The sequence below is a fragment of the Paraburkholderia strydomiana genome (assembly GCF_046030495.1).
Lineage (GTDB): Bacteria > Pseudomonadota > Gammaproteobacteria > Burkholderiales > Burkholderiaceae > Paraburkholderia > Paraburkholderia strydomiana_A.
The window spans coordinates 88,610-110,196 of the sequence record NZ_JAQQCJ010000028.1 but is presented as its reverse complement, the minus strand read 5'-3'; the positions used below and the strand labels follow the sequence as shown (position 1 = coordinate 110,196).

Annotated in this window: 21 protein-coding genes and 1 tRNA gene; 10 read left to right on the top strand and 12 right to left on the bottom strand. The window is 63.6% G+C overall.

Annotation, left to right across the window (positions count from 1 at the left end; translation table 11 throughout):
- Nucleotides 1-329: 329 nt before the first annotated feature.
- Together PQQ53_RS29050 and PQQ53_RS29045 are read right to left on the bottom strand one after the other, a co-directional pair.
- A complete protein-coding gene (locus tag PQQ53_RS29050; RefSeq protein ID WP_408155636.1) occupies nt 330-794 on the bottom strand; it encodes a hypothetical protein in 465 nt (154 codons plus the stop codon).
- Between the two features lie 342 nt (nt 795-1,136).
- Entirely contained in the window at nt 1,137-1,982 is an 846-nt protein-coding gene (locus PQQ53_RS29045) for a FadR/GntR family transcriptional regulator (RefSeq protein WP_408145986.1), read from the bottom strand.
- Nucleotides 1,983-2,254: 272 nt separating this feature from the next.
- On the opposite strand from PQQ53_RS29045, the gene PQQ53_RS29040 reads away from it, so the two are divergent.
- The 9 genes from PQQ53_RS29040 (at nt 2,255) to dhaK (ending at nt 11,863) form a co-directional block, all read left to right on the top strand.
- Entirely contained in the window at nt 2,255-3,463 is a 1,209-nt protein-coding gene (locus PQQ53_RS29040) for an ABC transporter substrate-binding protein (RefSeq protein ID WP_408155632.1), read from the top strand.
- A gap of 91 nt (nt 3,464-3,554) precedes the next feature.
- Nucleotides 3,555-4,415 carry a branched-chain amino acid ABC transporter permease gene (locus PQQ53_RS29035; protein ID WP_408327981.1) on the top strand — a complete coding sequence of 287 codons (861 nt, stop codon included), beginning with the start codon at nt 3,555-3,557 and terminating at the stop codon, nt 4,413-4,415.
- A complete protein-coding gene (locus PQQ53_RS29030; RefSeq protein WP_408145981.1) occupies nt 4,412-5,488 on the top strand; it encodes a branched-chain amino acid ABC transporter permease in 1,077 nt (358 codons plus the stop codon). The genes PQQ53_RS29035 and PQQ53_RS29030 overlap by 4 nt, the downstream gene beginning before the upstream one ends.
- A complete protein-coding gene (locus tag PQQ53_RS29025) occupies nt 5,485-6,252 on the top strand; it encodes an ABC transporter ATP-binding protein (RefSeq protein ID WP_408155628.1) in 768 nt (255 codons plus the stop codon). The genes PQQ53_RS29030 and PQQ53_RS29025 overlap by 4 nt, the downstream gene beginning before the upstream one ends.
- A complete protein-coding gene (locus PQQ53_RS29020; protein ID WP_408145978.1) occupies nt 6,249-6,950 on the top strand; it encodes an ABC transporter ATP-binding protein in 702 nt (233 codons plus the stop codon). The genes PQQ53_RS29025 and PQQ53_RS29020 overlap by 4 nt, the downstream gene beginning before the upstream one ends.
- 33 nt (nt 6,951-6,983) lie before the next feature.
- Nucleotides 6,984-8,264: a Zn-dependent hydrolase gene (locus PQQ53_RS29015; protein WP_408327979.1), complete on the top strand. Its 1,281-nt coding sequence runs from the start codon at nt 6,984-6,986 to the stop codon at nt 8,262-8,264.
- Nucleotides 8,261-9,751, top strand: a complete 1,491-nt coding sequence (locus PQQ53_RS29010) for a M81 family metallopeptidase (RefSeq protein WP_408327976.1) — start codon at nt 8,261-8,263, stop codon at nt 9,749-9,751. The genes PQQ53_RS29015 and PQQ53_RS29010 overlap by 4 nt, the downstream gene beginning before the upstream one ends.
- Nucleotides 9,752-9,830: 79 nt before the next feature.
- Nucleotides 9,831-9,907: transfer RNA gene (locus PQQ53_RS29005), tRNA-Val, on the top strand.
- Between the two features lie 252 nt (nt 9,908-10,159).
- Nucleotides 10,160-11,863 (top strand): dihydroxyacetone kinase subunit DhaK, encoded by a 1,704-nt coding sequence (dhaK, locus tag PQQ53_RS29000; protein WP_408327974.1) that lies wholly within the window; start codon nt 10,160-10,162, stop codon nt 11,861-11,863.
- A gap of 93 nt (nt 11,864-11,956) precedes the next feature.
- Here the strand turns inward: dhaK and PQQ53_RS28995 are convergent, their stop codons facing one another.
- The 7 genes from PQQ53_RS28995 to PQQ53_RS28965 all read right to left on the bottom strand — a co-directional run bounded on the left by PQQ53_RS28995 (nt 11,957) and on the right by PQQ53_RS28965 (nt 17,569).
- Entirely contained in the window at nt 11,957-12,253 is a 297-nt protein-coding gene (locus PQQ53_RS28995) for a YciI family protein (protein ID WP_408327971.1), read from the bottom strand.
- Between the two features lie 12 nt (nt 12,254-12,265).
- Nucleotides 12,266-12,550 carry a muconolactone Delta-isomerase gene (gene catC, locus PQQ53_RS28990; RefSeq protein ID WP_408145968.1) on the bottom strand — a complete coding sequence of 95 codons (285 nt, stop codon included), beginning with the start codon at nt 12,548-12,550 and terminating at the stop codon, nt 12,266-12,268.
- Between the two features lie 52 nt (nt 12,551-12,602).
- Complete coding sequence (locus tag PQQ53_RS28985; RefSeq protein ID WP_408145966.1) at nt 12,603-13,931, bottom strand: short-chain fatty acid transporter; 1,329 nt, start codon at nt 13,929-13,931, stop codon at nt 12,603-12,605.
- 76 nt (nt 13,932-14,007) lie between these two features.
- Nucleotides 14,008-14,967, bottom strand: a complete 960-nt coding sequence (locus tag PQQ53_RS28980) for a 3-hydroxyacyl-CoA dehydrogenase (protein ID WP_408155617.1) — start codon at nt 14,965-14,967, stop codon at nt 14,008-14,010.
- A gap of 2 nt (nt 14,968-14,969) precedes the next feature.
- On the bottom strand, nt 14,970-15,671 hold the full coding sequence (locus PQQ53_RS28975; protein ID WP_408145963.1) for an SDR family oxidoreductase: 702 nt from the start codon (nt 15,669-15,671) through the stop codon (nt 14,970-14,972).
- Between the two features lie 32 nt (nt 15,672-15,703).
- On the bottom strand, nt 15,704-16,756 hold the full coding sequence (locus PQQ53_RS28970; RefSeq protein ID WP_408145961.1) for a cyclase family protein: 1,053 nt from the start codon (nt 16,754-16,756) through the stop codon (nt 15,704-15,706).
- A gap of 69 nt (nt 16,757-16,825) precedes the next feature.
- The gene (locus PQQ53_RS28965) at nt 16,826-17,569 is read right to left on the bottom strand and encodes an IclR family transcriptional regulator (RefSeq protein WP_408145959.1); all 744 of its coding nucleotides are present in this window, start codon (nt 17,567-17,569) and stop codon (nt 16,826-16,828) included.
- Between the two features lie 243 nt (nt 17,570-17,812).
- On the opposite strand from PQQ53_RS28965, the gene PQQ53_RS28960 reads away from it, so the two are divergent.
- The gene (locus PQQ53_RS28960; protein ID WP_408145957.1) at nt 17,813-19,135 is read left to right on the top strand and encodes an MFS transporter; all 1,323 of its coding nucleotides are present in this window, start codon (nt 17,813-17,815) and stop codon (nt 19,133-19,135) included.
- 93 nt (nt 19,136-19,228) lie between these two features.
- Here PQQ53_RS28960 and PQQ53_RS28955 read toward each other — a convergent pair whose 3' ends face one another.
- Genes PQQ53_RS28955 through mnmH form a run of 3 tightly spaced genes read right to left on the bottom strand, consistent with a single transcriptional unit; the run spans nt 19,229 to nt 21,556 of the window.
- Complete coding sequence (locus PQQ53_RS28955) at nt 19,229-19,363, bottom strand: hypothetical protein (RefSeq protein WP_274597584.1); 135 nt, start codon at nt 19,361-19,363, stop codon at nt 19,229-19,231.
- 41 nt (nt 19,364-19,404) lie between these two features.
- Nucleotides 19,405-20,460 (bottom strand): permease, encoded by a 1,056-nt coding sequence (locus PQQ53_RS28950; RefSeq protein WP_408145955.1) that lies wholly within the window; start codon nt 20,458-20,460, stop codon nt 19,405-19,407.
- 25 nt (nt 20,461-20,485) lie between these two features.
- A complete protein-coding gene (gene mnmH, locus PQQ53_RS28945; protein WP_408327968.1) occupies nt 20,486-21,556 on the bottom strand; it encodes a tRNA 2-selenouridine(34) synthase MnmH in 1,071 nt (356 codons plus the stop codon).
- Nucleotides 21,557-21,587 lie beyond the last annotated feature (31 nt).

Here is a 21,587-nt window from a genome sequence, read left to right as displayed (position 1 = left end):
ATTAAAGGTGCGGACGTCGCGCCGTAACAGGCCACCCGACAGGCCCACCCGATCCCGCTCCGCCACGCGCAACCAACGCATGGCACATCAGCCGCCTGGCGGCCCCCCATCTCAACCCGGCCGCCAACTGAAGGCCGGACCGCTCGCGGCATGCGCGTCGTCCTGAACGCGGAGTCAGAAAACTCCCGCCGCTCTGGCGCCTTGCTCTAACCCGACTTGTACCGCACCTGCTCAAGAGCTAACCACCAAGCTACCCGAGTCCCCCACACCGGCGGATTCCAGAAACCTGCCGACAAACTCTCCTCGCAGTTCATCGCCTCTCATCCCGACTAAGCTTGCTTACGCACTGGTGTCTGATCAGGCACACCAGCGACGAGGCGATTGAGTCGTTCGCTCGCCGCCGTGATGGCCCAAAGAGGCGCACTGTGCAGTTGCCGGTCATAATTCGTGGCGAGCGACGCAAAAAGCGCGAACCCCGCGCCGTCCAATCGCCACTCGCCGGTCTCCCGGCCAATATCGAACACCGCCGACACAGCGCGGTCCGCCGCGCCGAGTTCCTCGCCGCTAATCAAGCCGAAGCCGGACTCCGCCAAAAAGCCAGTCAGCAGCACGATCTGTGTAAGCGTCTGCGCGTCGGCCTTGCTGCCGACGCCACGGCGCAATGCGTCGAGCGCCAGGTGCACCCGCAATGCGAGGTCGTCGGCGATCGGCCGGGCGATCGGCAACAGCATGGCCTTGGCATGCCGCGCGCGCGTCGCACCTGCGTTGCGGGAAAAGGGAATAGGTTGTGCCATGAAGGTCCGGTGTTTGTGCCTGTGCAGATGCAATAACGGCGCGGCCCGAAAAAGGTTGAGCCCTCGTCGTCGATCCCACCGACTCCCGGTTGAAAACACCGGTTGCAGCCACTTCCGCATGAATCGTGCTCGCCTCGCTGGAGCCCGTGCGTATCTTTTCAATTCAGTCGGGTGACGCGTTTCGGCCAATCGCCATGGCGCAGCGTGCTTCACCGCGAGACCTTCTGTTACGAACGGCGATGACAGAATGAGCCAAGAGTCGCTGACAGTGCCCGCTCCACGTCTGCGGAAAGTTAAACGCCAACCATCCCGAAACCCGTCACCTGTTGCCGACAAACCCCATCACTGTTCCCCATCCCCATCCGACGGCGCCACACTGCGCGCCCGCACCCGTCGACGGATCTCGGAATCCAGAATCAAACGTCCCCGCAGTTTTCCCTTCATCCGCTTCACGTAGCGTGGCGCCTCGGTCATGTGGATCACCATCAACTCACGCACCTTCTCCGCATCGCGCTCACGCGCCGCTTTCGTGATTGCTTTGTGAATCTTGACGTTCGCCTGACCGAACCGTTCATGCTCGGCTTGCGGCGTGTCGTTACGAAATTCGATGAGCTGCCGGATCATTTCATTGATCAGCTCACAACTGAAACGCAGAAACGGATTCGGATTCGCTGCTGCCAGAATGTCATGAAAGTTCACGTCTTCCTGACGTTGCCGCACGATGTCCTGGCCGCCACGCGAAGACGCGGGTCGATCGCAACACGCAATGCTCGCTTCGAGTGCGTCGAAGTCCTGCTCGGTCAAATGCGGGACGGCTCCGGCCGCGAGTTCCGGCTCCAGCAATTTGCGCACGGTGTAGATGTCGTCGATCGACACGTCCTTGAAGAACAGATAGTTCTGCAAAAGCTGCAGCGTGCGATCGAGCGGCACTTCCACCACCATACCGCCACCACTCGGGCCAGTCGTCACCTTGATCAGACCTTGCACCTCGAGTGACTTCAACGCTTCGCGGATCGTACTTTTGCTCACTGAAAAGAGTTGCTGCAACTCCACCTCGCGCGGCAGGCGATCACCCGGCTTCAGGTCTTTCTCTGTGATGAGCCGCTTGATTTCTTCCGCGACCAGATCGCCGCGCTTCTGCTGTTTGATCTCTATCGCGGCGCGAGCCTTGGTTCGGTCCGTGGCCATATTCGATTCTCCCAGTTTGTCCCGCACGATTCCCGATCGATCCGCCGGCCACTTCACGGTGAGGAGCGACACTGGGAGACGGCCAGGAATTTTGCCTTATTGACACTCGAATTTATTGTACCTACGATCAAGTCCAACCTATTTATCATGATAAATAGAACAAAGCCGAAGAGGTGGAAAACTTCAAACGGCCAGCAAGCTCAAGCAGTCGGTCGCATCGCGTGTGCAGTTTCGTAGCCGGTCAGTGCGTGTCTCTTTCAAGGAGCGTCATTTTGAATCGCCGAAATATGTTGAAGCTGGCCGCGTTGTCGGCCGTTCCGGGGACGTTGGGCTCGCTGGTCGCGCGTAGTGCGTTCGCGCAGACGGGCACCGTGCAGTTCGCGTGTCCGGTGCCGATGTCGGGACCATTCGCCGCTAATGGCAAATACGCCGACCTCGGCATGAAGCTGGCCATCGAGCAATACGGCAAGGTTCTTGGTCAGCCACTTGCCTATACGGTGCTCGACACCGAGGGCAAGCCCGCTACCGCGGTGCGCCGCGTGCAGGAAATCGCGCAGCAAAAGAACGCTCGCTTCTTTGCGGGCGGTATTTTGTCCTCCGAAGCATTGGCGATGGGCAAGGAAGTGCAGAAGGCAGGGGGCATTTTCATCACGACCGCGGGCGCAGACGAAATCACCGGCAAGGACTGTAACGCCGCCACGTTCCGCTGGTCGGTGCCGACCTATGGTGCGATCGAGCAGACCGTGCGTCCGCTGATCCAGACGTTACCGAAAGCAAAGCGCTGGTACACCATCACGCCGCAATACGTCTTCGGCGACGGCTTGCTGTCGGCAGCCAAAGCGGTCTTCAAGGAGAAGGGCATCGAGCATGTGGGCAACAGCTACCATTCGCTCAATGAGAAGGAATTCAGTGGTTATCTGACGAATGCCGTCGCCGCGAAGCCCGACGTTCTGCTGATTCTGAACTTCGGCTCGCAATCGTCCGATACGCTTCGCCAGGCCGTGAGTTTCGGCATGAAGAACAATTGCACGATTCTGATGGCGTGGGCGTCCGGTCTCGAGCAATTCGAATCGCTCGGCGCGGACCTGTGCGATGGCGTCTATTTTGGTGCACAGTATTGGCATGGCATCGATTCGCCGCTCAATCGCGATCTCGTCAAACGCGCCAATACGGCATTCAAGGCGAACCCTAACTACAGCCTCGCCGGTTCCTATATTTGCACGAAGATCCTGCTCGACGGCATCATCAAGGCGGGGACGGTCGATCCGAAGAAAGTGGTTGCCGCACTCGAGGGCATGAAATACGACGGTTTGACCGGCCCCGAAGAGGTTCGCGCGGGCGACCATCAGGTGCTGAAGAACTACTATCTGCTCAAGGGCAAGGCGAAGAGCAAAATGAAGAGCGCCGACGACTACGCGGACATCGTGAGCTCCGGCCAGTCCTTCCTGCCGCTCGACAAGACCGGCTGCAAGATGTCGTGATGCCCTCGTGCTGCATGCAAGCGCGGCACGTTCATTGCAATCGCGAGCCGGCATCGCGACACCTCTTTGCCACACCTATCGCACGGACGCCATGAACGTTTATCTTCTGCAGATCGTCAACGGCATCGGAGTGGGGATGCTGTATTTCCTGCTCGCAGTCGGTTTGTCGATCGTATTCGGCCTGCTGCGTTTCGTGAATTTCGCGCACGGCGCGTTCTATCTGCTAGGTGCGTACTTCTGCTATCAGGCGATGCAGTGGTCGATGAGCTTCTGGACAGCGCTCGTCGTCGTGCCGATTGCTGTCGGCGCGCTTGCCTGGGTCGTCGAGAAACTGATTCTGCGGCACGTCTATGCGCAGCAGCACGAGTTTCATATTCTCGTGACCGTGGGCCTCGCACTCGTCGTGCAGGAATGCGCGATCCTGATCTGGGGGCCGCTGGGCGATAACGTCGCGGTGCCCGACATACTGAACGGCGTGGTGATCTGGGGCAGCTTCGTCTATCCGAAGTACCGTCTATTCGTGATTGGTTTCACTGCCGTGCTGGCCGCGCTCTTGTGGTGGGCGCTGGAAGGTACGCGACTCGGCAGCGCGGTGCGTGCCGGCAGCGAATCGACCGAGATGGTGTCGCTGCTCGGCATCAACGTATTGCGCGTTTTCAGTCTCGTGTTCGCGCTCGGCGCGGCAACCGCGGCACTGGCAGGCGTGCTGGCCGCGCCGATTCGCGGCGTCGATCCGTTCATGGGCATCGAAGCGCTCGGGGTTGCATTCGTCGTGGTCGTGGTCGGCGGCATGGGTAATTTTCTCGGTGCGCTCGTCGGCGGCCTGCTGGTGGGGATCGTGCAAAGCGTGATGAGCACCTTATGGCCGGAAGGTGCGCGGCTGATGATCTACGTCGCGATGGCCGCGGTTCTGCTGCTGCGCCCGAACGGTTTGCTCGGGAGGGCGGCATGATCGACACATCGAAGCCCGCCATGCAAAGTATTCGCTCTTCCTCGGCTCAGCAGGGCATGAAGCACACGCTGCATCGCTATCGTTTCCTGCTGCTTGCGCTGCTGGTCGTGTGCGTCTTGCCACTGACACTGCATTCCGGCTCGCTCGCCACGGAAGTACTGGTGTTCGCGCTTGCCGCGCTCGGCTGCAATCTGCTGCTCGGTCACACAGGCCTGTTATCGTTCGGGCAGGGTATCTTCTTCGGACTCGGCAGCTATTGCGCGGGACTGGTGCTCACCAGAACCGCATTGCCGCTGCCCGTCGCGCTGCTCGCGTCGGCTGTGACCGGCGCCGCGGCAGCCGCCGTGGTGGGCTGGTTTTCGATTCGCCAGCGCGGCACGTACTTCGTGATGTTGACGCTCGCGTTCGGCCAGCTCTTCTATTTTCTGGCCTATACCACGCCCGATCTGACCGGCGGCGACAATGGCCTGCTCGACATTCCACGCCCTGCGCTGAGTCTGTTTGGCAAATCGGTCGTCCCGTTGACCTCGCCGTGGCAATACTACGGCTTCGTCGCAGTGCTGTTTCTCGTGGTGTTCTGGCTGCTGATGCGCGTATCGCATTCGGTATTCGGCCGCACGTTGCTCGCGATTCGCGACAACGAGGCGCGGGCGGCGGCGGTAGGCTACGACGTCAAGCGCTTCAAGCTGATGGCGTTCGTGATTTCAGGCGCGGTCACCGGACTCGCCGGGGCGCTTCATGCGCTGATGACCGGCATCGCGCCGCTCTCCAATATCGACTACCACACGAGCGAGATGATCCTCGTGATGACGGTGATCGGGGGCACCGGCAATCTGTTCGCGTCGGTCCTGGGCGCGGCGTTCTATGTGCTGTTCGCCGACTGGCTTTCGACGCTGTGGCCGCGCTGGCTGTTGCTGCTCGGCATCGTACTGATCGCGGTCAGCCTGTTCATGCAGCGCGGACTCTGGGGATTGGGCGAGCGCATCTGGCATGCACTGCGCCGCAAGCCGTCCGCCGATGCGGACAATGACCCGGACAATACAGGCAACGGCGCGAACAAGGAGGCCGCATGAGCGAAGCCATTCTGCGAGCGAACGGCATAGTAAAGCGCTACGGCAAATTCACCGCGCTCTCCGATGTGAATCTGAGCATCATGCCGCGCACGGTGCATTCGGTGATCGGTCCAAACGGTGCGGGCAAGACCACGCTCTTTCACGTATTGACCGGCACGCTTCCCATTACTGAAGGCAAGATCGTCTTCGACGGCCACGACGTCACGCGTGAACCCGACCACAAGCGCGTGCGCCGCGGCGTCGCGCGATCGTTTCAGGTGACGAGCCTGTTTGCCAATCTGAGCGTACGCGAGAACCTGCGCCTCGCCGCGCAAGGCGTCGATGCGGTGCGCGCGCTGAATGCGTGGACGCCGCCGCACGGTGCGCTCGCGTATGCGGACACTGTCGACAGCGTGCTCGAGCGGCTCGCGTTGCAGCGTTTCAGCGAGGTCCCGGCGGCCGCGCTGTCGCACGGTCAGCAGCGGCGGCTCGAAGTCGGCATGGCGCTTGCGGCGCGGCCCAAGGCGATTTTCCTGGACGAACCGACCTCGGGGATGGGCATCGACGATCTCGACGACATGAAGCAACTGATTCGCGGCCTGCGCGACGATTACACGGTCGTGCTGATCGAACACAACATGGGCATCGTGATGGACATCTCCGACACGATTACCGTCATGCAGCAAGGCCGCGTGCTGGTGGAAGGGCGGCCGGACGACATTCGCGGCGACGAGCGCGTGCGCAGCGCGTATCTTGGCAATATGATCACCGGAGGCCGCGCATGATTCTCGACGTGCAGCAGATTCACGGCTTCTACGGCAAGAGCCACATTCTGCAAGGCGTGTCCTTGCAGATTGGCGATGGCGAAACGGTCACACTATTAGGCCGGAACGGTGCTGGCAAATCCACCACGCTCAAAGCGATTGCCGGCGTCGTCGCGCCAAGACGCGGCGAGGTGACGTTCAGCGGCGCGCGGATCGGCGGCATGCCACCGCACAAGATCGCCTCGCGCGGCGTGTGCTTCGTGCCCGAGCATCGCGGCATCTTTCGTCTGCTCACGGTCGAAGAGAACTTGCGGCTTGGCGCACGCAAGGATTCGCCGTGGCAACTGGAGGACATCTATCGCATCTTTCCGCGCCTAAAGGAACGGCGCATGAACGGTGGCGCACAACTGTCCGGCGGTGAACAGCAGATGCTCGCGATTGGCCGCGCGCTGATGAATCACCCGCGTCTGCTGATGCTCGACGAGCCGGTGGAGGGACTGGCGCCGGTGATCGTCGAGGAAATCGTCGCGCAGCTCAAGCTGATCCGCGAAGCGGGTGTCGCGATTCTTCTGGTCGAGCAGAACCTTGAAGTCTGCACGCAACTCGCGGACCGCCACTACATCATCGAACAGGGCGTGATCGTCTATTCGGGCGACAACGCGTCATTCTCCGCGGACGAGTCGATCAAGGACCGTTATCTCGGCGTGGGCGTCGTTTGACGCCGGCGCTGTCTTCAATACGAGGAAGCATCGATGCAAGTTCATGAATCAACAACCGTCGCGACGCCCGCCGATCTGCGAGTCGACGGCCCGCGGCTGTGGGACAGTCTCATGCAACTCGCGCAGATCGGCGCCACCGATAAAGGCGGAGTGTGCCGGCTCGCGTTGACGGAGCTGGACCGCCAGGGGCGCGAGCTTTTTATCGCGTGGGCGAAAGAGATCGGCTGCACCGTGCGGATCGATGCGATCGGCAATATCTTCGCGCGCCGCGCCGGTTTGCACGACGACCTGCCGCCGGTGATGACCGGCAGCCACATCGACACGCAACCGACGGGCGGCAAATTCGACGGCAATTACGGCGTACTCGCGGGTCTCGAAGTGCTGCGCACCCTGGCCGAGGCCAACGTGCAAACGCTCGCGCCGCTGGAAGTCGCGGTGTGGACCAACGAGGAGGGCTCGCGCTTCGTGCCGGTGATGATGGGCTCGGGCGTGTTTGCCGGCGCGTTCACGCTGGAGCATGCGCTGGCGCAACGCGATCGTGAGGGCGTGTCGGTGCGCGATGCGCTGACGGCGATCGGCTATGCCGGTGAGAACGGAAAACCGCATACCGTCGGTGCGTATTTCGAAGCGCATATCGAACAGGGGCCGGTGCTCGAAGCGCACGATAAAACCATCGGCGTCGTGCAAGGCGCGCTTGGCCAACGCTGGTACGACGTGACGGTGCAGGGCATGGAAGCGCACGCGGGGCCGACGCCGATGGAATTGCGCCGCGACGCGCTACTCGTCGCGGCCGATCTGATTCACGCGGTGAACCGCATCGCGCTCGACCACGCGCCGCACGGCCGTGGCACGGTGGGCTGGCTCGACGTGCATCCGAACTCGCGCAACGTAATCCCGGGCCGCGTGACGCTCACGGTCGATCTGCGTGCCGCCGACGACGCGACGCTCACCGCGATGGACACCGCCTTGCGCGCCGCGTGCTCGACGGCGGCCGAGCAGGCCGGCATCGCCGTCGACGTCGAACAGGTCGTGTATTTCCCGCCGCAGCCGTTCGCGGCGAACCTGGTCGCCGCGGTGAAGCAGGGCGCGGACGCACTCGGCTTTTCGTCGATGGACGTGATCAGCGGCGCGGGCCACGATGCCGTCTATCTGGCGCGCGTCGCGCCCGCCGCGATGATTTTCGTGCCATGCAAGGACGGCATCAGTCACAACGAAATCGAAGACGCGCGCGCCGATCATCTCGAAGCCGGTTGTAACGTGCTGTTGCAGGCGATGCTGGATGCCGCGTGGAAGCTCGGGAGCGCAAACGCATGAAGATCCTCATCGCGCGGATGAATCACGAGACCAACACGTTCTCGCCGGTGGCGACGCCGCTCGCCGCATTCGGCCGCAACGGCCCGAGCTATGGCGACGACGCGTTCAACGACAACAAGGGCATGCAGACCGCGATGGCCGCGTTCATCGACGCCGCCGAGCGCGAGCATGCGGAGATCGTCACGCCGATATCCGCTTCGGCGAATCCGAGCGGACCGGTCGAGGCCACCGCTTACGATGCGATCTGCGACGCAATCGTGGCGGCCGCCGGCGGTTGCGATGCCGTGATGCTCGATCTGCATGGCGCGATGGTCGCCGAGAATTCGAACGACGGCGAAGGCGATCTGCTCGAACGCGTGCGTGCATTGCTGCCCGATGCGCCGATTGCGGTCGCGCTCGATCTGCACGGCAATGTCACGCAGAAGATGATCGACAACGCGGATGTGATCGTCAGCTTCAAGACCTATCCGCACGTCGATATGTACGAGACGGGCGCGCACGCGGCGCGTCTGATGTTCGATCTCGTGCATGGCAAGACGAAGCCGGTGATCGCATGGCGTCAGCCGCCGCTGCTCACGCACACGCTGCGCAGTGCGACCGCCGAAGGCGCCATGAAACGCGCGGTGGACGCCGCGCGTGAGGCCGAGGCCGACGGCATGCTGGCGGTGTCGGTGTTGTCCGGCTTTTCGCTGGCCGATATTGCCGCGCCGTGCATCAGCGTCGTCGTGGTGAGTAACGGCGCGCGTGACGAGGCCGAAGCGGTGGCGGAACACATCGCGCGGCAGATCTGGGACGAACGCGAAGATTTCGTCTATCGCAGCGCGCCGCTCGCGGAGTCGGTCGCGCAAGCGGCCTCGCTCGCGCAGGGCGCCGACAAACCCGTGCTGTTGCTCGATCACGGGGACAACTGCATGTCGGGCGGCACCTGCGACACGATGGATCTGCTCGAAGAAGCGTTGAAGCAGAAGCTCGAAGGTATCGTCAGCGGGCCGTTGTGCGATCCGCAAGCGGTCGCGGCGTTGATGTCGGCGGGCGTCGGCAGCACGGTGACCGTGACGATCGGCAACAAGGTTGCGAGCGACGCGTTGACGCCGCGCCCGCCGCTGGCCGTGACCGGCGTGGTGCGTGCGCTGACCGACGGCGAATACGTGATCAGCGGTCCGACGTACACCGGCCAGCGCGCTTTCATGGGACGCGCCGCGGTGCTCGACACCGGCACCGTGAAGCTCGTGATGACCGAGCACACGCACGAACCGTGGGACCTGGGCGTGTTCGAGAGCGTTGGTATCGATCCGCGCCGCGCGCGCTTTCTGCTGCTCAAATCGCGCATGTACTGCCGGCCTGTTTTCGTGCCGATCGCCGCTGCGCTCGTGGAGTGCGACAGCCGTGGCGTGACGAGTTCCGATTACGGGCTGTTCGCCTTCGAGCATGTGAGGCGGCCGGTTTATCCGCTGGATACGGCCACCGAATGGGCGCTGGCGAATTGAACGGCTCGTCCGTGTGGGCCTGAATAGCGATAGGGGCTTGTGCTGTCCGCTCGGACTCTCTATAATTCGCGCTCTCTAAAGGCTCGTAGCTCAGTTGGTTAGAGCACCACCTTGACATGGTGGGGGTCGTTGGTTCGAATCCAATCGAGCCTACCAACGCATCGGTGGCGTAGACGAAAGCGGTTGCGCTTTCGTCTACGGTGCTGTCAGTTTCTCCCTTCTGCACTGCTCCCATTCGTTTTGTCGCCTGACTCCGTCACGAGTGCCATTGCACGTGCGCGGCCTCTGCATTGCGTCGCCTTTGCCAATGCGCGGTACAGTTGAGGCTTCCCATTCCCGTTTTCGCAACTGAATAAACTGCCGTCAGAGCATCACGCGGTGCCGGCAGCTTGAAAGGAAGCCGACGTAATGAAGAAGCTCATCAACGACGTCTGCGCCGTTGTCCCCGACATGCTCGACGGACTCGCGGCGCTCAATCCCCATCTCTCACTATTGCAAGGCAGCACGATCGTCGTGCGGGCCGATGCCGAGGCCGTTGTCGCGCGCGGCGAAGTCGCGCTGATCTCGGGCGGCGGCTCGGGCCACGAGCCCGCGCACGGCGGCTATGTGGGCCACGGCATGTTGAGCGCGGCGGTGGCGGGCGAAGTGTTCACGTCGCCGTCTACGGATGCCGTGCTCGACGCGATACGCGCGGTGGCCGGCCCGGCCGGTGCGCTGCTGATCGTGAAGAACTACACGGGCGACCGCTTCAACTTCGGCCTTGCCGCAGAGATCGCGCGCGCGGAGGGCATCCCGACCGACATGGTGATCGTCGCCGACGACGTCGCGCTGACGGCGAGCGGCGACCACGCAGGCCGTCGCGGGCTCGCGGGGACCGTGCTGGTTCACAAGATCGCGGGCGCGGCAGCGGCAGCGGGCCGTCCTTTGGGCGAGGTCGCGCGGATCGCGCGCGAGGTGGCCGCGTCGCTCGGCACGATGGGCGTCGCGCTCACGCCGTGCACGGTGCCCGCAGCGGGCAAGCCGGGGTTCGAACTGGCCGACGGTGAAATCGAGTGGGGGCTCGGCATTCATGGCGAACCCGGTGTCGAACGCGGCGCGATGGAGCCGGCCGAGGCGATCGTCGCGAGACTGCTGACGAAAATCGTCGACGATCTCGCGTTGCAGGCCGGCGAGCGTGTGGCGCTGCTGGTGAACAACCTCGGCGGCACGCCATCGAGCGAGTTGAACGTGGCGGCGGGGTCCGCGCTGCGCAATCTGGCGGAGCGGGGCATCAAGGTGGAGCGTGCGTGGGCCGGTACGTTCCTGAGCGCGCTGGAAATGGCGGGCATCTCGTTGACGCTTCTGCGCGTGGACGACGAGCGGCTCGACTGGCTCGATGCCGTGGCGCACACGAGTGCATGGCCCGCGTCGAGCGGCCGCGTCGCGCAGGTGTCGTTGCGGCCCGCGCCGCAGAGGCCGGAGCGTACGAGCGGCGCAACGCTCGCGCGTGATGCGACGCTGCGTCGTGTGATCGAAGCGGTGTGCGCGTGCCTGCTGAAAGCGGAGCCGACGCTGACCGAGATGGATCAACGCGTCGGCGATGGCGATCTCGGCATCAGTCTGTCGCGCGGCGCGCGCGCGCTGCTGCATGAGTTCGACACCTATCCCGCCGCAACGATGCCGGGCGCCGTGTTGCGCAGCATGTCCGCGACGCTGCGCCGTGTGGTCGGCGGCACGTCGGGACCGCTGTACGCGGTGATGCTGTTGCGTGCCGCCGCTGCGCTCGAACAGTCGGGCGGCGCCACGGCGACGCAATGGGCGGCGGCATTCGGCGCGGGCGTCGAAGGATTGATGGAGTTAGGCGGTGCGAGGCCGGGCGATCGCACGATGGTCGATGCACTGAAGCCGGCTGCCGACGCGTTGCAGTCCGCGCTCGCAGGCTCGACGGAGATCGGTGCCGCACTACAGGCTACTGTCGACGCCGCCTCCGAAGGCACTGCGCAAACGGCGTCGATGCATCCACGGCGAGGGCGTTCGAGTTATGTCGGCGACCGCGCGCTCGGTCACGTGGACCCAGGCGCGCATGCGGTGGCGTTGTGGCTGGCTGCGATTCGGGACGTGTGGGTGAAGTAAGCAGCATTGCACCAGTGCTTGCGTGCCCGAAAAGAAAACGGCTAACAGTACGAACACTGCTAGCCGTTCAATCAAACAGTCGACGTCGCGTCTCTACAAACAGCATTCGCCGTCGAAGTAAGCCTTGCGCCAACGCGTGATCGTCACACGCTCGAACAGGCCGACCGATGAAAACGGATCGGCCGCAATGAATCGTTCGGCTTCCTCGCGCGTCTCCAGATCGACTACATATAAGCCGCCGCCCGCACCGCTGCCGTCGTCGTTCAGCTTCGCGCCGCACGCGAGCAGCAGCGCCTTGTTCTTCTCGAGGAACGCAAGGTGGGTATCGCGCGCACGCGCGCGGACTTCGGCATGGCCGGGCTTGTCGAATGTTTCGATGATGTAGGGCATCGGCTCTCCCCTTCAGTTCGGCACAATTGCGGACGGATGCTGCGCAAGCGGCGTCACGTTCACGCTCATGTACGGATAGAGCGGCAACGAACTGAGCAGCGTATGCAGTTCGTCATTCGACTCGACGTCGAACACGCTGTAATTCGCGTACTGTCCCGCCACGCGCCACAGATGACGCCATTTGCCCTCGTTCTGCAACTTCTGCGAGAACGCCTTTTCCTCGGCCTTCAGACGATCGGTCAACGCGCGGTCGGCGTCGGCGGGAATCTGAACCTGCATATGAACCAGATATAGCATTCGAAACTTCTCTCCATCGATGAGGCCGCGTACCTTGCGGCCGGATCCTTGCTCAACCCCAGGCGAGAATCGCCACCGTGTACACGATGCCGATCCAGAACATCATGATGACCGTATAGCCCATGATGTCCTTCAATTTCAGCTTCGAGAGCGCGAGCGCCGGCAGAATCCAGAAGGGCTGGATCAGATCGTTCCATGCGTTGCCGAGCATGACGGCGGTCGCCGTGTGTCCCACCGACGCGCCGATCGACTTGGCCGCTTCGATCATGAACGGCCCCTGAATCACCCAGTGGCCGCCGCCCGAGGGCGCGAAGAAGTTGATGAAGAACGAGCTGACCAGGCCCCAGAACGGCAGCGTGGCGGGCGTGGCGATGTTCACGAAGAAATGCGAGAACGTGTTGACGAGACCCGACGATGCCATGATCGCCATGATCCCCGCATAGAACGGGTATTGCAGAATGATGCCGCTGATCGTGCGAATGCCTTCGTTCAGCTTCTCCACATAGCGAATCGGCGTGCCGAGCAGGATGATGCCGAGAAACAGAATGATGAAGTTGATCAGGTTCAGGTCCATCGAACCGCCGCCGTGGAAATACAGCACCACGTAAATCACGCCGATCGCGCCGATCAGCAAACTCAGCAGGCGGCTGTTGTTCAGGCGGTTGGCGATCGTGTTGCTTTCGTCGATATCGACGGCGGGCGTCGCGGCCTTCGGCGCTTCGTACAGCGCCGGGTCGATTTCCGTGACCGGCTGGCCCGGCTTCGGATGCAGCCACGCGTTGAGCAGCGGCAGCGTAATAATGACGACGAGGCTCGTGAGCAGCATGGTCGGCGAGAAGATCGTTTCCGCGAGCGGAATCACGCCCATCTGCGCTTCCATCGGATGACCCTTGGTGGAGATCAGCACCGGAATGCTTGCCGACAGACCCAGACCGTACATCGTGAAACCGCTATAGGCGGATGCGATGATCAGCGGGTAGTGCACGCCCTTGATGCTCATCGCGAGCTTGCGCGCGACGATGCCGCCGATCACGAGACCGAAGCCCCAGTTCAGATAGCTGCCGATGCCGCCGACCAGCGTCGCGACGATCACCGCCATGCGCGGATCATGAACCCGCGCGACGAGCCGGTCGAGGAAGCGTTCGGTCAGCGGCGCGGTGGCGAGCACATAGCCCATCGCGAGAATCACCGCCATCTGCGTGGTGAACGCGAGCAGCGCCCAGAAGCCCTTGCCCCAACTCAGGGTGAGCGCGGTGACCGCCTGGCCCTGAACGAGCACGGCGAGAAGCATCGTGAGTAGCGTGAGGCCGATGGCGAACACGAACGGGTCGGGCAGATACTTGCGCATCAGCTCGGTGAAGAACGCGGTGATTTTCTGCATGGGACTGTCTCTAGCTTTGGTCGAATAGTAGTTATCGGGTCATGCGGAGATTACGGCGGGATATAACGGCCGCGGGCTATGAATCGTTCGATAGGGATTCCTTGCGATACTGGGCCAGCTTCATCAGTGCACGATCGCGCCATGCGACACGCGCTTCCCATTGGTCGAGCGGCAACGCGCTGCGGCGTGCGGCGGCCACATCCGCGACGAGCTCATGAGTCCACGGATCGTGCTGGCCGCGTTCGGCGCCCATGCGCGCATACGAGGGGCCCATCTTCTGCGCGTGCGACGCGATGCCGCCGCGCGTATTCAGATCGGCGGTTTCGAACGGGCCGATCACCGACCAGCGCAAACCCAGCGCTTCCCGCACGACGGTGTCGATGTCGTCCACCGACGCGACACCATCGCGCACGAGGCAATACGCTTCGCGCAAGAGCGCGCCTTGCAGCCGATTGAAGACGAAGCCTTCCACTTCTTTCGCGACGCGCACCGGCTTGAGGCCGGCGTCGCTGAACAGATCGATGGCGCGTGTGACGGCGTCGTCGTCGGTGAACGGCGCGGGCACGATTTCGACGACCGGAATCAGATAGGGCGGATTGCCCGGATGCGCGACGAGGCAGCGGCCGCGGCCCGGCAAGGTAGCGTCGACAAAGCGCGACGCTGCGAGAAACGACGAGGCGCTCGCGAGGATCGCATGTGCGGGCGCGGCGCGATCGAGTTGAGCGAACAGTTCGCGCTTGATCTCCTCGCGCTCGGGTGCGCATTCCTGCACGAGGTCAGCGTGTGCTGCGGCGGCGTCGAGCGTCGCGACGATTTCGACGCGAGCGGCGACCACGTTCGCTGCTTCATCGAGCAGGCCGAAGCGCGTCAACTCTTCGAGCCGGTGCAGGATTTCCGCCGGCGCAAGCTCGCGCCGCTCCGCAGCCGGATCGAACAGACGCACCTGCCAACCGGCACGCGCGAACACCACCGCGAATGCAATGCCGATGCTGCCGCCGCCGACAATGCCCGCACGCCGCGTCTTCTGAGCGGCCATGCTCAGACTCCCGCGATGCCGACGGTCATGCCGCCGCACACGTACAGCACCTGGCCCGTCACGAAACCGCTGCGCGCATCGAGGAGATACGACGCGGCATGCGCGACGTCGGCCGGCGTGCCGACGCGCTTGACCGGAACACTGTCGATGATCGCGCGCGTGCGCGGCGCATCCGGCGGATTCGCGCGGTCGAACAGTTCGGTGCGGATCGGACCGGGGCCGATCGCGTTCGCGGTCACGCCGAACGCGCCGAGTTCGAGCGCCCACACACGCGTCATGCCGAGCAATGCAGCCTTGGTCGCCGAATAGGCGGTGCGCAATTCCTTGCCGAGCGCCGCACGCGACGACATATTGACGATGCGTCCAAAGCCTGCAGCCTTCATGCCGGGCAACAGCGCCTGCATGCATTGCAGCGAACAGCGCACGTTGAGCGCCCACGCGCGTTCGAGTTCTTCGAGCGATTGCTCCGCGGCGTTCGCCGGCACCACGACACCGACGTTATTGACGAGGCGCGTGATCGGCCCGCCTTCGAGTGCGCGTTCGAGTGCTTGTGCAGTCGCCTGCGGGTCCGACAGATCGGCGATCAGTCCGTCGCCCACGCGATCGATCACGACCACGTCATAACCATCCGCCTCGCAGCGCGCGGCGCATGCCGCTCCGATGCCGGCGGCGCCGCCGGTAATCAACACTCGTTCTTTGGCCATGTTTCAGATTCAGAAAGGGAAAGAGAGAAAGCTCAGACGGTCGCGATCGGCGTGACGGGCGAACCCATCGCGCCAGGCAGGCGCAGCGGCGGCGCCGTCAGCATGAAATGCGAGCGGCCGTTTGCGCGCAGCCACGCGGCGAGATCGCGCAAGTACCAGAGTTCGCCGAGCGGCAGGCCGAGTTTGAACAGGCAATGGTGGTGCAGCGGCATTAGCGGATGCTCGCCCGGCGTCGCGGGCGGGCGCGCCGGATAGCGTTCCACCGCGTAGTTGTCGGCGGCGAGCGCTGCAATGCCCGAATCGGTGAGCCATTGCAGCAGGCGTTCGTCGCGGCCGTCGAGCGCGCAGCAGTGACTGTCGAGTACGGCTTCGTCAGGATGACGATTCATTTCCAGCACCATCTCCGCGAAGCCGGTGCGCAGCACGAGCATGTCGCCGCGTTCGATCCGCACGCCGTCGGCCTCGATCGCGAACATCAGGTCGTCGTAGCCGACCGTGCGATGCTCGCGACCGTAGTGCGCGACCAGATCGACCAGCACACCGCGGCCCTGCATGCCTTTGACCGCCAGGTTCTCGATGCCGAGCACGTCGGCGTGACTGTGTTCGCCGCCGCATGCGTGCGGCGCAAAGCCTTCGTCGGCGCGATACTCGATCGGCCCGACGACATCGGCGTGCGCACGATAACCGTTGTAGTAGACGCTCTCGGGCACGCCGTCACCGTCCGCGTCGAAGCGCGCGCCCACGTGCGCGAGCGAATCCCATTGCGTCGAATATTGCAGGCTCAGCAACACCTGGTCGTCGCTGACGACGTCGGTGGCGCCGGGTTCGTTGCGCGCGAACGGGAAGTTCACGTAGGGCAGGCCGTCCCTGAACGTGGGTCGCAAGACGGGCGGGTGGCGGCGCACGTTCAGCTTGTTGTCGCCGGGAAAGTCGAGCGGCAACGACAGACAGAAGCTCAGACCCGCGCGGATTTCACGCGCGCCCCTCAGTACCTGTTCCGTGCCGATCAGATTCGGCCTGCCGAGTTGGTCGTCGGCTCCGAAGTCACCCCAGTTCGAGCCTTCCGGCCTGTTCTTCCAGCGCATTGCAAATCCTTCTGAGCTGGCCTGCGCACTGCACCGTTCGGATACCGAACGATGCGTGGCGGCGCGCCGTCACGCCAGGAGTTCTGGCGGGATCTGGCCGTAGATGTCGAGCAGCGCTTCGATTGCGCGCTGTTCGTTTTTGAGCAGCCGTGCCTTCGGGCCGCCGATTACCAGCGCGAACGCTTCGCCGTGAATCAGGAAGCCGCGTGCGAGACCGGCGACGTCTTCGACGTTTTCGCCCGTCGAGCGATGCCAGCCGTTCGTCACGCCTTGCTCGACTTCGGCGTCGAGTGTCTTGCGGTCGATCACCGAGCCGTCGGTCGATGCGGTCAACGGCTCGCAACTGTCGAGCAGCTTGCGGCGCGCATCCACCGACAGCGCGCCGAGCAGCGCCTTGCCCGCCGCACTCGCATGCACGTACATGAAGCCGCCGGGCTCGTCGCTGTAGCGAATCTTCTGGCGCGACTCCATCACCTCGAGATAGACGACGCGGTTGCCGGCCAGCGTGGCGAGCGCCGCGGTCTCGCCCGTGGCGTCGCGCAGCGAACTGAGCAGCGGCTGGAACAGCAGCGTCAGCGGGTCTTCGCTGCAGATGTCGCGAGCGACGTGCAGCAGCCGCTGGGTGGGGTAATAGCCGGCCTTCACGCCCGGCGCGTACAGGTAGCCCTTGGCCACCATGGTTTGCAAAAGCGCGTGGCAACTCGACAGCGGGATCTCGGTTCGACGCGCGATCTCGCTGTAGATCATGGGTTGCCGCACTTCGGCAAAGAGGTTTATCACGTCGAAGACGCGTACTGCTGTTTTCACATCCATGAGAACATTATCGACATTTAGATAATGCGATGGCAATAGGGGCACGGGTATACACCTAGTCGCTTGCCGTGTTGCCGGAAGTTGTCGCAGGGTAATCCCTCGATTGACGCGTATCGCCGACGATCCCTATAGTCCGCCTCCTGTTCGGTAGAGAAAATAAAGTTCGTTAATCGAACAGCGAACGCGGGTCGGATGTGAGGTCCGTCCGCTTGCATTGGCGACTCAACATGGAGACGTACCCCGATGGCGCTCACGCTCGAAACGCAACACCGGAATGCCCGCAAGGCGGGTATCGCATCATTCGTCGGGACGACGATCGAGTGGTATGACTTTTACGCGTACAGCACGGCGGCGGCGCTCGTGCTCGGCAAGATCTTCTTTCCGACCACGTCGGCGCTGGCCGGCACGCTCGCCGCGTTCGCGACCTTCTGGGTGGGCTTTCTGGCGCGGCCGATCGGCGGGATCATCTTCGGCCACCTCGGCGACAAGGTGGGCCGCAAGAAAACGCTGATCATTACGTTGATGCTGATGGGTTGCTGCACGACCGGCATGGGTCTTTTGCCGACCTACAACCAGATCGGTTTGCTTGCGCCCGCGTTGCTGATTCTGCTGCGTCTGATGCAGGGCATCGCGATGGGCGGCGAGTGGGGCGGCGCGGTGGTGCTGTCGTCCGAACACGCACCGAAGGGCAAGGAAATCTTGTATTCGGCCTTCGCACAGCAAGGCTCGCCCGCCGGCAATCTTCTTGCAACCGTGGCGTTCCTGCTGACGTCGATGCTGCCCGACCACCAGTTCATGACGTGGGGCTGGCGCGTGCCGTTCCTGTTCTCCGCGTTGCTGGTGGTAGTCGGGATGTTCATCCGCATGAGCGTCGACGAATCGCCCGCGATGCAGCAATTGAAGGACCGCAAGAAGGTCGCGAAACTGCCGATCGCCGAAGTGCTGCGCGACCACAAAGGTCTCGTGGCGATGGGCGTGGGCGCGTGCGTGATCGGCTTGTCGGCGACTTATTTCAAGACGACGTTTGCGTTGTCGTGGGCCGTGACGAGTATCGGTTTCGACCGCACGCAGTTCCTCACGGTGATCACCGGGGCGATCGTCGTGCAGCTCATCGTGCAACCGTTCGGCGCCTTGCTGGCGACGAAAATGGACCTGAAAAAAGCGGTGATTTACATGCTGGTGCCGGAAATCATCGCACTGCCGCTGATGTTTTCGCTGATCGCAACCGGCTCGACGAAACTCGCGATGCTCGGCATGGCGCTCGCGTCGATTCCACACTCGCTGTACTACGCGGCGATGGCCGGCATTCTGGCGAAGTCGTTTCCGGTGCAAGTGCGTTACACGGGTATTTCGCTTTCCTATCAAATCTGCGGCATGGTGTTCGCCGGTACGACGCCGATTCTCGGGCAATACCTGCTCGGCGCGACCGGCTCGATTCTGTCGGTGGTCGCACTCGGCGTGTTGCACGTGTTGATTACGCTGTTCTGCGCACTGGGGCTGATCACGCGGATGCGTCAGGAAGGCGCGCGTGATGCGGCGCGCGAAGCGATGCTGGCGCAGAGCTGAACGTCTGCGCCGAACGGGGAAGGGTTGCGCAGGAAAGGCGGCGAGCCGCCTCGCGGCAGGCCGCGTTCAGTTCGACTGGAACGCGGCTCGCCGTCAGGGGCGCAGCAGATCGAAGCCGGCTAGCGCAACGACGCCACTGATCGCGATCAGCGCCACCGAGTGTTGTCCGACATACAGCAGGCCGGCAGCCGACCAGCTTGTCAGCGTGAATGCGGCGATTCGTTTCATACGCTTGCGATACGGAAAAGAAGCGGAAAAGAAGCGGAAATTCAGAAGCCCAAAGCAATCGCAAGCAGGCCGCTCACCACGCCGCACGCGACCACGGCCACTGCCACCGCGGTCAGCACGCGCCGCGGGAACGAGCGGCCCAGCATGGCCATCGACGGCACGCTGATCAGCGGCAGCGTCAACAGCAATGCGCCGGCAGGACCCGCGGCCATGCCGAACGAAAGCATCGCCTGGATGATCGGCACTTCGCCGGCGGTCGGGATCACGAACAGGGTGCCGGCGATCGCCAACGCGACGATCCACAGCAGGCTGTTGTCGATGTGCGGGCCGATGTGCGGAAACAGCCACGCGCGCGCGGCGCCGAGAATCAGCACCAGCACGATGTATTCGGGCACGAGGCGCAGCGTCATGCTGGCGAGGATTTTCATCCAGCGCGTGAACGCGGTGCCGGGGTCGTCGGCGGTGATCAGCTGCGAGAGGGCTTCACGTGACGCTTCGGCTTCTTTCGGCGTGACCATGCGGTTCACCAGATAGCCGAGGCCGAACACCATCACGATGGCGAGCGCGAGGCGCAAGCCCATCCACTGCCAGCCGAGCACGAAGCCCATGAAGATCAGCGTGGCCGGATTCAGTGCGGTGTTGCCGAGCCAGAACGCGATCGCCGCGCCCGGCGCCGCCTGGCGCGCACGCAAACCGGCAACGACCGGCGCCGCGCAGCAGGTGCACATCATGCCCGGCAACGACATCAGCCCGCCCTTTACCACGCTGCTGAAATCGGTCCGGCCGAGCGCGCGCGCGACCCATTGCGGCGGAATCAGCGCCTGCACCGCCGAGCCGAGCAGCAGGCCGAGCACCATCGCTTGCCAGATGGCCTTGCCGTACGCAAACGCGTAGTCGATCGCGGCTTGCCACGATGCGTCCGGCGCGCTCGCCGAGGTGCCCATCAGGATCGACTTGCCGATCGAGTGCTGGCTCGCGGCGACGAAGGCGCGGTTGTAGTACGGGAACCACTTCACGTAGAAGAGGCCGACGACGGCGATCAGCAGGAAGACGATCCAGCCAAGCGCGATACGAGGTTGTCTAAGGGTTGATTGCATGAGTGGTCCCAGCGTGGTTTTTTGATCAGATCACAGCGGCAAGCGCGCGGCTGTCGAGCCGCGCCAATAACGCTTTCGCCTGGTCGACGACGTCGGCGTCGTTGGGGCGGAAAGTCAAGGGCAAAGCGTGCGGCAACTGGACGAAGTGCTGATGGCTGCTGCGCGCGTACGCCGGATCGTAGTGACGCTCGATCAGTTCGTGCGCGAGTTCGGCGCGCTGGTCGGCGTCGACGAGCTGTTGCCAGCCCGTCACCCGTTCGCGGCTATGCAAACCGATCAGCCGTTGCAGTTGCCCTTTCAGCGCCTCGGGGTCGTCGAACAGATGGGCGTAGTCGTGCAACAGGAACTCGGCGCGATCTTCGCGGCTCGACAGCACCTCGACGCACGCACCCTGATGAAACGTTTCCAGCAGCGCGAGCGGCAACGCGACCGAACCGATGCGCCGGCTTTCCGCTTCGACGAACACCGGCCGCCCCGGATCGAACTCGCGCAGCGCGCTCACGAGCAGCGTGTCGAAACGCTTCTGCGACGGCTGCGGCACGCCCGCCCATGCGCCGAGCAGCGAGCCGCGATGCGCGGCCAGCGCTTCGAGGTCGAGCGTCTGCGCGCCCGCCTGGTTCAGCGCCGCGAGCAGGCGCGTCTTGCCGCTGCCGGTCGGGCCGACCAGCGCGATGTAGGAGAAGGTTTTCGGCAGGGTGTCGAGCGTGTCGAGCGTGAAGCGCCGATAGCTCTTGTAGCCGCCGTCCAGCTGGCGAGCCGGCCAGCCGATCATGTTGAAGAGCGTCGTGACCGAGCCCGAGCGCTTGCCGCCGCGCCAGCAATAGATCAGCGGCCGCCAGTTGCGCGGCCGGTCGGCGAAGGTCGTTTCCAGGTGATGCGCGATGTTGCGTGCGACCAGTGCCGCGCCGATGCGCGTGCCTTCGAACGGCGACACCTGCTTGTACGTCGTGCCGACCAGCACCCGCTCTTCGTTGCTCAGCACAGGCGCGTTGAGCGCCCCGGGAATATGGTCTTCCGCGAACTCGAGAGGCGTGCGGACATCGATGATTTCATCGAAATCACCTGCTTTTTCGAGGCTGACGAGAAGGTTTTTCAAGGGGTACGGACGAAACGGGGCGGCGGAAGGG